8 protein-coding genes are annotated in these 12,178 nt (G+C 60.2%); 3 read left to right on the forward strand and 5 right to left on the reverse strand.

The annotated features are described in order from the left end of the window. Window positions 1-233: 233 nt before the first annotated feature. Entirely contained in the window at window positions 234-1,193 is a 960-nt protein-coding gene (locus tag ACFTSA_RS15550) for a hypothetical protein (protein WP_377952410.1), read from the reverse strand. A gap of 204 nt (window positions 1,194-1,397) precedes the next feature. Between ACFTSA_RS15550 and ACFTSA_RS15555 the strand changes: the two genes are divergently transcribed. Together ACFTSA_RS15555 and ACFTSA_RS15560 are read left to right on the forward strand one after the other, a co-directional pair. Then, entirely contained in the window at window positions 1,398-3,518 is a 2,121-nt protein-coding gene (locus ACFTSA_RS15555) for a DUF262 domain-containing protein (protein WP_377952412.1), read from the forward strand. 1,012 nt (window positions 3,519-4,530) lie between these two features. Beyond that, the gene (locus ACFTSA_RS15560) at window positions 4,531-5,076 is read left to right on the forward strand and encodes a hypothetical protein (RefSeq protein ID WP_377952413.1); all 546 of its coding nucleotides are present in this window, start codon (window positions 4,531-4,533) and stop codon (window positions 5,074-5,076) included. Between the two features lie 546 nt (window positions 5,077-5,622). Here the strand turns inward: ACFTSA_RS15560 and ACFTSA_RS15565 are convergent. The 3 genes from ACFTSA_RS15565 to ACFTSA_RS15575 all read right to left on the reverse strand — a co-directional run bounded on the left by ACFTSA_RS15565 (window position 5,623) and on the right by ACFTSA_RS15575 (window position 9,316). Further along, window positions 5,623-6,558: an NINE protein gene (locus tag ACFTSA_RS15565; RefSeq protein ID WP_377952414.1), complete on the reverse strand. Its 936-nt coding sequence runs from the start codon at window positions 6,556-6,558 to the stop codon at window positions 5,623-5,625. A 529-nt stretch (window positions 6,559-7,087) separates the two neighbouring features. Next, window positions 7,088-7,312, reverse strand: coding sequence for a DUF4234 domain-containing protein (locus ACFTSA_RS15570; RefSeq protein WP_377952415.1), 225 nt, complete (start codon window positions 7,310-7,312; stop codon window positions 7,088-7,090). Window positions 7,313-8,320: 1,008 nt separating this feature from the next. After that, entirely contained in the window at window positions 8,321-9,316 is a 996-nt protein-coding gene (locus ACFTSA_RS15575) for a hypothetical protein (protein WP_377922983.1), read from the reverse strand. Between the two features lie 284 nt (window positions 9,317-9,600). On the opposite strand from ACFTSA_RS15575, the gene ACFTSA_RS15580 reads away from it, so the two are divergent. After that, a complete protein-coding gene (locus ACFTSA_RS15580) occupies window positions 9,601-10,413 on the forward strand; it encodes an MmpS family transport accessory protein (protein ID WP_377952417.1) in 813 nt (270 codons plus the stop codon). A gap of 816 nt (window positions 10,414-11,229) precedes the next feature. Here the strand turns inward: ACFTSA_RS15580 and ACFTSA_RS15585 are convergent. Continuing rightward, the gene (locus ACFTSA_RS15585) at window positions 11,230-11,556 is read right to left on the reverse strand and encodes a hypothetical protein (RefSeq protein ID WP_377952418.1); all 327 of its coding nucleotides are present in this window, start codon (window positions 11,554-11,556) and stop codon (window positions 11,230-11,232) included. Window positions 11,557-12,178 lie beyond the last annotated feature (622 nt).

Raw genomic sequence — 12,178 nt, forward strand, 5'->3', positions numbered from 1 at the left:
ATGATCTGTTCCAGGCTGGTAGAAGTGCATTTGGGGGATTCGCGATGCGGGGTGACAGCGCTTCCACGGCAGGAGCAGGCTCCTCCGGACGAACACCGGTATGCATCGATAGAGGCGACGGCAAACGCGACGTCGCAAATAAACATCCCTAATGGCTGCGATCAGGTAAGCGGGTGGGTCTGGGGCCGTGCCCACCACATGACGATCGTCAGGGGCCGAGCGAGTGGTGAAAACTATGGAGCTGGTAACGGGTCGTACTTCGTTAGAAGCTCTACGGCCGTCTGGAAGGCCTTCTGGAGCACGTCTTTGCTTGGTTCCTTGGCGGCGTGAACGGCCTGATTTCGTGGTGAGGCCAGCTGGTCCATCGTTCGTTTGACCAAAGACTTCGGGACGTCCCCGTCCAGCTTCTCGAGTATGCGGACCAAGCCCACAACACCACCAGCGTCGATGATCACTTGGTTGCGTGCACCTTCGGCAAGCATTGCCAGACGGTCATGGATGGCCCGAGACAGTGCCACCTCGACCGCTGTACCGACCTCGATAACTGCCAGCCTCGGATCTTCAGATTTTGATGCGGACAGGAAAAGGACCCACGCATCCGAAGGGTGGACCGCTCCTGTGGCTCTACTGAAAGCAGATTCGAGGATGACCTTCGAGATTGCGACCTCGGGCGGGAAGTAGTTTAGGCGTTCTTGAGGAAACCAAGTGGCAACGGACGAATCCAAGGGATCGTGGAACTGAATGGACCACATGGTCGTTGGCTCAACACCCTCTTCGCTGGTCAGATTGGTGCTTGTCCATAGCTCCATCCAGACGACGGCCCGCCCGAACCACTCATTAATTTGCGGAGCCACGTTTCTGGCCAGCACGAGTCCCTTCCCCGCCTCGGGCTCGGGGCACACCTTGAGTGCAACCTGTGAGACTAGCGCGCCCTTGGGCTGGCCCTCTGAGGGGGCCGCATCGAACTGAACCTCCCCCCAAGGATCATGATCGGCCATGCTGACCCACAGGTCACTTTCAAAAGGCGGCTTCAGGCCGTTAGATAAACGCCCAAATTCGTCTGTGTAGGGCTGGGGAAACCAGAGCGTGAAGTTAGCGCATTCAACCCGGCCTTCAAAACTCGCTCCCAGAGCTGCCCAGCAGACGGGGAGATGGGTAAAGAGGACAGCTACGGAATCTAGCGCGCCTGTCATGCAGTCAGCCTACCGCGGCCCCGGTCCTTCAATGACTGGATGCCGCAGCCAGCCAAGCCCAAAGAAGGGCGCGGTACCTTCCGAACCCTAGCCACGACCACACGCGCGAGCTATGTGCGGCGGCGAACTCCCCGAGCCGACACGAACGTTCTAATTTGGGAGGTCAAACCGCTATCCGCTGACCCTTACGGCAGGATTACTTTCGTGGAGACCTTCAAACGGACGCCCCTGCAGCTGTTCAACTTGCCACAGCATTTCGTGATTCCGCTGTTCCAGCGGCCATACGTATGGAAGGAGGATGAGCAGTGGGAGCCGCTGTGGAAAGACATTCGCCGGGTTGCGGAGCTGCGCATCAGAGAGCCGCACCTCGCGCCGCAGCACTTCCTGGGAGCAGTCGTGCTCCAGGCGCATGAAGCCGAGAGCGCACGGCTAACCACCTGGAATGTCATTGACGGCCAGCAGCGCCTGACGACGCTACAGCTGCTCGCCGACGCGACGTGCGCGATCTTCGCACAGGCTGGGTTTTCGAAGTATGCCAGCCAGCTCGAAGGCCTGACGCACAACTCCGAGAGCTTCATCGAGGAAGATGAAAGCCCGCTCAAGGTCCGGCACCTCAACAACGATCATGACGCCTTTCTCGAAGTGATGACAGCCGAGCCACCAATCGACCACTCTGACCTCCGGCACTACGAGTCGAGGATCGTCCATGCGCACCGGTATTTCACGACCGCTGTCACCCAGTGGCTCGGGAACCCTGGCACAGATGAGTTCGCGACGAGGGCCAAAGAACTCGCCCGCGTCCTGCTCGACGATCTGCAGCTGGTGACCATCGAGCTCAAGGCCTCGGAGAACTCGCAGGAGATCTTCGAGACGCTGAACGCCCGCGGGACTCCGCTGACGGCGGCGGATCTGATCCGGAACTTTGTGTTCCAGCGGCTTGAAGCTGAAGGCGGAGACACCAGGAAGGCCTACCGCGAGGACTGGCCATTCGAGGCCAGGTTCTGGACGAAGGAGGTCAGCGTCGGTCGCTACTTTGTGACTCGAAGCTCGCTCTTCTTCAACCAGTGGTTAATCTCTCGCACAGGTGAGGAGATCAGCCCGCAGTCGACGTTCACCAGGTTCAAGTCGTACGTCGAGCTCGGAGCCGGACACAAGATGGTTGACCTGCTCGCCGTGATCAAGCAGCAGGCTGCGCTATATGAGGCGTGGACTGAAGCTTCGCTGAGGCCTGACGGGAACCTCGGAGCTGTTGAGATGGCGTTCCACCGCATGAATGCCGCCGGCATAGAGCTTCTCAAACCACTCATGCTCTGGCTCTACGAACCTGGCAAGGATCGTCCGCAGCATGTGATCGATGCTGTGATCGGTGCCGCTGAGAGCTGGGTGATCCGTCGGCAGCTGCTTCGCCTCACAGGATCCGATCTCGGCCGCATCGTCCCCGAACTCATCCACGCCAACTCCGACGCCGCGGCCGGCGACCTGGTCGAACGCGTCACCCGTCACCTCGCCCGTCTCAATGTCTCCAGCACGTATTGGCCCGGAGACGACGAGATTAGAGTGGCGCTCAAGGATGAACCCGCCTACCGCCGCTACCCACGCCCTCGACTGCGCATGTTCCTGGAAGCGATCGAGAATCACTATCGCGCCGAAACCAAGCAGGCCCAAGTTGTGCGATCCGGGCTCCCAATAGAACACATCCTTCCGCAGAAGTGGCAGGACAACTGGCCAGTCGACACACCTGAAGAACAGGAGGACCGTCAAGCTCATGTGCACCGCCTCGGCAACCTGACACTCCTGACCGCTCCCCTCAACTCGAAGGTCTCCAATGGCCCGTGGCCGGTCAAACGGGACGCGATGCTCAAGCACAACACGATCAGCCTGACAGGGCGCGTGGTCGCGGACACCGAAGGCGAGGCATGGCGTGAATCGCTCATTGACCACCGGACGGAAGTCCTGGTCGAAACGCTTCTCAAAGTGTGGCCTGTCCCCGAGGGACACAAAGGTCAGGTAGTTGACCCCCAGGCCAAGGCGGAAGACTGGGTCCAGCTCAAGCACCTGATCGCCGCGGGTCTCCTTTCCCCGGGCGACAAGCTGATCGCAACGCACCGCGACTTCAAGGGCGTCGAAGCGCTGGTCAGATCGGACGGATCGATCGAGCTTGATGGCAAGCGCTTCACCGCTCCGTCATCAGCGGGCCACCACCTTCGCAAGAAGGCGACGAACGGCTGGTACTTCTGGACTGTCGCGGACGGGCGTCGGCTGCGGGACCTCCGCGCGCAATTCCAAAGCATGCAAACTTCAGTACCAACCGACGCAGAGGACTGAGTCGGCCGGTGAAAATGGTCCTGACCAACTGTGTCAGCGCCGATTCTCCCGAGAGGCCGCCGTCTATGGCCGGCCGCAGATGCAAAATGCCTCGAGGGGCACCCGGAAGGCGCCTCGGTGTTGGTTCATGTGGATTCGTTTTTCCACGTCGGCATGTTTTCCTCCCACGGATGCCCCGGCGGCACGCCCACATTGGGTTGTGCGGCCCACTCTTGATAGTGGTCCGGTAGCAGCACCGCCGCGTCGTGGGTGTACTTGTCTAGCAGGTCCCATCGGCCCTGTACAGATCGAATGTCTCGACCCAGACCGTGGAGGCCCTGCGCCTGGCCTTCTGGGAAAAACTCGACCAGCTGGCCTAAGGCCCCGGCTCGCGTGGGCGGCTGCTTCCGCTCCGGGTGAAGACCGCAAGTGGAAAATCTGATTGCGGTCCGCCAAGCAAGACCCCGTGATCCATCTCAGTTGGGCCGCTGCCACCCCGGGACTCTGGCGCTCTCATGTGTGACACTCTGAGCATGGGGAGGACTTTGAACTGCCTTGTGACGTATCTGGTCTTGGCGACTATCTTGCTGGCGACAGGCTGCTCAGACGGCAGCCCCAGCGGCGAATCCACGGCGACGGTGAAAACAGATCCCACATCAGCTGTTCCAACTGCCGCGCAGCCTAAATCCAGCCCAGCCACGAAGCCTGCTTCTGGCCGTCCCGCCGAGCCGACGACCAGCCCGGCCGCGGCTCCTTACGCCATCCCCTCGCGCCAAAATAATGCCGTGCTGAACGAGACGTTCACCTCCCCTGATGGCACGTTGAGCTTCCGCTATCCCCCGGGTGGAGTGTCACACCCACAGTGGACGAGGGATGGAGAGACACGATCCGCAAGGCCTGGACCCTCACCGACTCCGAGGGCCAGCCTGTACTCGGTTTGGTAGTGCGCAGTTGGGAAGCCCCTTTGGGGACAGCACCGCTCACCACGGTCTTGCCGCAAGGCCCAATCCCCGGCGTGGTAGACGGTCTCGGGATGCCGTCCCAGGCCGTTGTCGCTGCTTCTCCTGGCCAGGACGTGGGCGCCAATGGCGGTCTGCATTACGGCATGGCCGCCGGCACTGGCGCGGATACGACGCTCTTCGATCTTCGTTGGGGTAACGACTACCTGTTGTCCTTCTCGGGCGGGCAGGAGCTGGGGCCCAACACCAGAGTCGATCTGAAGGCTGAAGCAGATCAATTCGCGGCCAGTCCCAGGTTCCGCAATCAAATCCTCCCCATCATCCAATCATTGACCGCATCCGCACCTCCTGCCCCGAGTGAGCTGACCGTCAGTTGCGTGGGCGCCAGGTTCACGTACCAGAATCTTGCGGGCGTCACCTGTGAAGAAGCGAAGTCCATCCTCCAAACAGTGTTGGACACGGGTCGCCCACTGGGCGCAGGTAGCCAGGTGACTGCCGATTATGAATGCTACGAAGCCAGTTATGTTGAGCGGAACGAAGGCTCACCTGATATGACGTGCTGGGCACGGAGCGACGAGGGCAGCCGTGACTACATAGTCCTTGAAGCTAATTACCGATAGTCCTGGTATGGCCCATTACGCAGCAGGGAGCGTAAACAGACACCCGTGAGCGATGGCTCTGGTAGGCAAGGCGTCCCGCGCTCATACCCGGCGATGGTTTCTAAAATGGCGCAAAAGGAACCCATCCCGTCGGAACATCAGCGTCTGGGTGGATTAGTCTGCGCGGAAAACCCGGCGGTAGCGTGGGCCCATACGTATACGATGGGCCCACACTCGGTGCAGACGCGTTTGGACATCTGGGTTCCCCGAACTGGATCTGGCCCGGGATCTCCTACACAGCCCCAAATCGTCAGCCTGTTTCTCACTCTCCCGGTAGTGATCGTGGTGCCCTTTTCCCTTTTTCGTTGAGCTCGTTAGATAAGGCGCAAACCGCCACCACAACCCGCGCGGCGTCGGGCGTTTTTGGGTAGCGGAGCGTCATCTGCGCGTCACAGGACATTCAAGATTGTCTTTCTTGATCCGATGGACATCGACGCCTGTACACGAGAGGAAGCAGATGGTACTGGATGCGGAAATGCCCGACGGTACACAGGGCGCCTGTATCTGTCAGTAGGAGATAAAGGATTCGACGAGGGGCAGGTCATCCGTTCCGGCGACAACGCATTCAACGTTGACCGCAGCTTCTGCGTTGTACGCGTTCGTCACGTCAGCCTCTACTTTGAGGAACCATTTGTCGTTTTCTATCCGGGTGGCGAGTCTCCCCACGATCCAGTGCGGCTTGAAGCCGTAGCGGAACTCGTTTTTCCCGTACATGTCGCATGCTACTTGTGCGGAGACAGCCTGAAGTCCTGTTGATGTCGCTTCTGGGGCTTCCGCGGTCGGGTCGGCTGCCAGTGTTGGGGAAGCCGGCGCGGCAGCAGGGGTGGACACCTTTTGTGGTTTGTGGACTTGGAAGGTGACCTTGTCTCCAGCCCTAACCTCGGTACCAGCGGCGGGAGTGTAGGAATCGATGGTCCAGTTCTTGGGCAAAATCACGACCTTGCCGTTGACTGCATCATTGGCCTCATATGAAATGCCGGCTTCAGTGAGCTCATCCACGGCAACATCAAGCGTTTTCCCCGTATAGTCCGGGAGCGTTAGCCCTCCAGCCTTCTGCGTGACCGTGGGCGTCTGTGCAGAGTTAGGCGTTGACGCGTGGGCTGGAGCGGCTGGAGCTTGGGTTGCAGGCGCGACAGCTGCCGAGACGGGAGCTGAAGGACTCCGGGTGGAGTTGAAGATGACGCCCAGGAGAATGACCACGCCGGTCACAATGAGGGCGACTCTCTTGTGCTTGTCGTAGCCCGCCAGCGTGAGGCCTTGCTTGTCGCGCTGGTTGTTCGTCAGAACGAGAATAAGGTCAACGAGTGCCCAGATACCCATGCCTCCGAAGGTGAACAGCTTGAGCAGGCCGGTACCGACCTTGCCCAAGTAGAAACGGTCGACGCCGAGTACGCCGCCGAGCATGGAGAGCAGCCAGGTCACGAGGAAAGACTTGCTGCTCACGCGGTATCCACCCACGGCTGGGCCTCCGGCATATGGTGTCGGGGCATCCCGGTGCGGTCCGGGGACGCCGGGGTAAGGCCGTGTGGCCACGGGTACTTGCCCATAGGAGGGCGCCTGCCCGTAGGGGACCTGCCCGTAGGGGACGTGCCCGTAGGGGACCTGCTGCGGCTGGTGCGGTGCGCCGAAGGGGTCTGTCGAACTCATTGGTGGTTGTGTCGGGTAGGGCGGCGCCGGCGGAACTGGCGGGATGTTCTCTGTCAATGGGTCCCCCTTTGGGTAGTGATGGTTGGTCAGATGAGAAGGAATACGGCAGATGGCGCCGGTGCGCAGAGGCTGTCATGGATGATAAGGAGGTCTGCCCTCCGCGAGGCCCTGCTACCTTCCATCGCCGATCTAAGTCCGGGATGTTGCGTCCGCTGTCAGGGTGAATTACTTTCAAGCCGCCGCAGGCACCCCTGCAGGGACGCCGGCATTGACCTTGTTGAACTTGTTCTCCACGATGGCCGATTCGATAGAACCAGGAGGAGCATCAGCCAGAAGGTTGCGTGGCGTCCGACTCCCCTCCGGGTACGCCGACCGAATACTTCCACAACCAGATAATGTTGGCGATCGGAATGATGAGCAGCCAGGCCGTCGGGATAGCAGTGCCGGATTTGTTCATTTCGTTCTTCGTCTTTACGCTACAGACCAGGGCGTAAATGCCAAACGTTATGAGTGGCAAAAGCAGCGGCGCTGCGATACTGCGGTACTTCATGATTCTCCTGTTGACGACACTGTCGGTGGACTCTGCGGGAGTGTCCCGCACGTGCCGCGACCGTCGGTCGTCGATCATCCCCCGCAATGAAGGTACTCTGCAGAGCGCGCCTCAATTAGCAAGTTGAGGCAATCCTGTGAAAATCCTGCGGGCCAGATGCACCGCGCCGACCTAACGCTAATCGTCTGGCAACGCGAAGCCAGAACCATCAACCGTGGCCCTCCCGTTTCTCGGAGTCGATCTATCAGCGTGGATCGGCTGATAGCGACGATGTTGCGTTGTTCCGGCCACCGGGGACTTACTTCTGCCCTGAACGCGCAGCCCCTAGGTGAGGAGGTCTCCCGCTCCACCAAAACGTCAAGCAGCCCACGCCGCGCGCGTGAGTGGCCCCTCCACACCGGCTCACGCTCAGGAGACCTAGCGGATCAGGGCGGCCGGTGCGGATGTGGCCAGGACGGACTCAGCCGTTCTCCTGTAAGGGCAGCGTCAGGATTCACAACTCATGTTGAGACCGGACAGCACTGCCGGCATCGGGACGCGATCTCGCTTAGTCTGCAGGGATCTGGTCTCAGGGCAATGTGGCTATCCAGATTTCTCCTTCAGGCTCCGCTCCTTGACCGAGTGTTTAGAAGGGAGGTGGGTCCACAATACGCAGACTCTCACGGAGAGCCTAGGCAGAATGACACTATTTCCTGAGCCTTCGCCCCAGCAGCAAGCCAACGACTTCCGCAACAATGGCCGGCGGCCAGGCTATTTATCAGCTCAGGCGAGCGTCATCTCCGGTGATCCGGAACTAAGGGAAAGGCGGAGCGGCTTGTCGAACCCGAGGCTGATCTGCCGTTCGTTCCAGGCAAACCTTCACTCACCGCCTCCTGGGTCCCAGCCGAAGGGGCCATCGAGGCGAGCGCTCTCCCCCCAGTACATCTGACCATGCGCCGGTCTACATGGTCGTGCTCTCTTGCCGGGACCATCGATTCCGCTCTAGTTCCACAACCGCATTCCTTTGGTTCAGTCGTGCGGCAGCTGAGCGAGTGCTCGAACTCCAACGGTGAATTCGGCAAGGTCCAGCCTAAATCGGTCGCCCCGGCTTAGCTTCTTTCCATTGCGGAGCTCTTCGAACTTGAGCTCGACAAGCTTCGAAGGTACAAGGCGAGGGATTGTGCGGGTGACCCACGGCCAGCGTCCGGGGTCCTCACCTTCCCGGTCGGCGGCCCATTCAACATAGTCAAGAGGCAGACGCTCAGGATCCGTCGTTACTTCGACCACGACATAGCAGTCCTTGGTCCCCCTCGCGCAGATGAACACCAGATCGCCGGTCTTGATACGTGGCGCGCCTCCATCTCTTCCCGAGCCTGGACTCGCGAACATCCACCTCGTCCGCCATTGGTCCGGGACAGGAACACCATATTCAACCTTCACCCAGAGAGTCCGACTCGGGTCTCGGGCGTCGGCCAGAAGTCGTTCCACGTCAAGGAGACTGGAGTCGGCGACCGGCTCGGCGGCTATCCGTACCGGCACCGGCAGCTTTTTTGCCCGTTCGGCCAACGCGTCTAGATCGCCCTTCGTCACACGACGATAGGGCCAGCCCGCGATCATCGCCCGAGCCTCCTCCACCTGGTCCGGACTCAACTCGACACCAAGCTCGCGGTTACCTTTCTCTGAACCGTTCAATCCGGCTCCGGTGAGGTTGCCGGACCCGAGCATTCCACTGGTCCCCGAGATGAAGCATTTGGCGTGAAGACGCTCAACATGTCGTACCGCGACTCCCGCATCGAGCAGAAGGTTCAGCCCAGCGACGGAAAGGAACTCTCCGGCAACGGCACTCGGGTCCAGCTCGGTATAGAGGGTCCACGATTGTGAGGAAGCCTCAGCCTCATTGGCGATGCGCGCGCAGATAGTGCTGGACAGGTAGGGGCTTGTCAGGACGACGTCTCCATCAGGATCGGTAAAGGCCGAATTCAGCCACTCCGAGGCTGTGCCGATCACCGACGATTGTGAAGTCATGGAGCCAGACTAGCGAGGACCGGCGACATTGCAGTAGCGGGCGATGTGCCAAGCGCTCCGCAAGTCCGGATGAGGCGCTCTCTCACCACTTGAATCCGAGACCCCGCATCTAGAGGACCGCTGCAACCGGTAGTGGAGCCTGGAGGCTGAAGGGCGACCCCAAGACGAAGCACGCAACAACTGCACCCGGCAATCCTGGGGAAATCCTATGCGTTCCTTAGGAAACTTCTATTGCATGGGGCAGTAGCATCACGAAACCAGCCAGCACGTTCATGGGGGAAACAATGACCGAGTCCGCCGCCAGTCAATTCGAAGAGTCCACGGACAGGCTTCGCCGCTGTACCGCAGAGCGGGACAAATTTCTGGAACTAATCGACACAGAATACTCCAAGGCACTGGCAGCAGGAGCGACGGACGAACTCGACGCGCCGTATCTCACAAGGCGACAGTCGGCTATCAATATGTTCTGGCGCGAAGCCGTCGCCATCGCCAAGGATTACACGCAAAGGACCCCGGCCAGTTCGCCACCTCTTCTCGAGCCGCCTGCCCCATCAGCGGCCTGCCCGCCGCCGCCCACGGGCATGAAACCAGCCGCTGCCGGCAGCCAGCGTGAACAGCAAAGCAAACATCGTGGCCATGGAGCGAGCTGGAACACCAGGCTGCCCGGGATGATCATTATTGCCTGTTTCGTGGCGCTTGGGGCGGTCATAACCATCAGTTCGATCGCCTCTTCCAACAATGCGACACTGACCTCCAGCTCATCTGATGCCAGCAGCACCTCAAGCGACTACCTGAGTGGAACACGGTCGGTCTTGTACGAGGTGGAAGGCACGGCAGAAGCGGTGAACATCACCTACCAGAAGTCGACAGGAATGGCCCAGCAGAGCGACCTGAGTGTGCCCTTGACCAGGAAGGGTACCTCGCAGCGCGGAATCACTTTCTCCATGAACCGCGGCGACTTCGTCTACATCTCCGCCCAGAACCAGGGCTCTTCCGGAACTGTCACGTGCAGGATATCCGTAGACGGAGTAGTTGTCTCCACGGTCACTTCACGAGGCGGATACACCATCGCGACTTGCGATGGCACAATCCGATGAAACCCCGTGGGCGGGCACAAACCCGTCCCAAGGTCCGTGCCTCATCCCAAGTGCGCTGTGTCGCTGGTGCACCTGGTGCCGGCATATGGGCGTAAAGTGGCCATCTGCTCGCCCTTTCAGAATGTGCGGCCTGTCGTCAGCGCCCAGGTTGGAGCCCGCACGAAGAGGACAGTCCGGTAGTGGGCGCGTCGCTTGGTGCAGTCCCTCGACATGGCGTAGAAATGATGGCTATGACAAGCACAATCGAAGCACCCGCTCTTAGGACAGAAGACGTCGCCATTGTGCCCCGTCGGATGGTCTTCTCTGACCCAACACCACGAAGGCCCCAACGGTACGCGATTCCGGCGACGCTCGTGACGCCGCCCGGAAACCGCTCTTCTCTGACGCCAGCTGAAACCCGCCGACCGCATACTGGCCCGGAAAAACTTCGGGAAAGGTCTTGGACGGGTGCGGCTACCGGGGAACAAGACGTACTGCTGAAAGACCATCCGCTCCCCCGCTGGGACAGCATGACCTGGACATCCGTCCGGACACCCGTGGTGGATACTGCACCTCAAACATTCATAAGGAAGGCGGCCGCTTGGAAACGAAACTTTCCAAGCGGCCGCACTTCGCTCTACGCGCCCAGGCACCAGTCAGTGACCGGCTTCGTGCGGACCATTGCGCCAGCGCGACCGACGATGCCTACGGCTCGATGACTCCACCCCTAGTAACGTCGAGCAGTCAACCGCAGAACGAAACGTGCACAGTCAACCCACCTCTGAGCTGAGAGTTGGCGGGAGACCGTGCGCAGGGGCGCCTCTCTGGGAGCCGAATCTACGACGATGCGCCAGTAACTGCTGGAGCATCCTGCTCCGACGACGAAGAAGGCACAACGTTAGGTGCGATTCCTTCGGCTGCTCCCGAGGGAGCGACTGCCACCAAGTAGTCGATCCCTCCTAGGGCACGGCCGATACCAACAAGCAGAAGGATGAGCCCTGTTATGAGAAGGATCGCACCGACAAATACCCAGAAGATGGCTTGGCCGCCGGAGTAGCGCACGAAGGATGCCGGAAGGGCGATCGCAAAGATTACGGTGCCGATAAACTGGAAAAGCACTCCCAGGACGACGAAGGTCTGTGAAGGCTTGGGCTTTGACAGCATGATTTCCCCAATGAGTTGAGCGAGTGACCATAGGACTGTACCTCCCGCCCAACTCCTGCTACTGCTAGGACACGCCCGAAGCATCCAACCGTTGCTAATGGTTGGTAACCCAGAGTAAGCCGGCCCGACAAATGCACTCCGCTTGCCCTGCCCCGCCCGCGAGAAGCCACTGTGGCCAGAAATTCTACTTTCAGGAAAACACACCGCGGTCCGTTGTCGGAAAGCATCGTCGATTGTCTTATTCACGGACTCGGGCATCTGCTAGGCAATAGACGAACGTATGGAATTTGCAAGGCGCTGAATGGAAGCGTTACAGACTGGTCCCTGATCGAGAATCCCGGAGCCTGAGTGCTAATCACGGCCGAAAGTTTCGACCAGATGATCCAGCAAAAGATGTCAGGAATCTGTTCGGCCATCCGGTCCAACATCAGGTGCTCGTTCTTGGCTCGAAGTAGAACAGATCAAGGTCTGACGAGATAGCCCGTTCGAGGCTCATTTGGCCGCGGCCAACCCCCGGTATCGCTACAAGCAACGGGCGCCTCCTGCCACTCCTGCGCCCTTTCCAAGCGTCCCGCGGCCCCAGGAGACAAACCGGACCCCTGCCGACTGCGCGCAGGGCCTC

Origin of the sequence: Arthrobacter sp. NPDC057013 (assembly GCF_042674585.1) — a bacterium.
Taxonomy (GTDB): Bacteria; Actinomycetota; Actinomycetes; order Actinomycetales; family Micrococcaceae; genus Arthrobacter.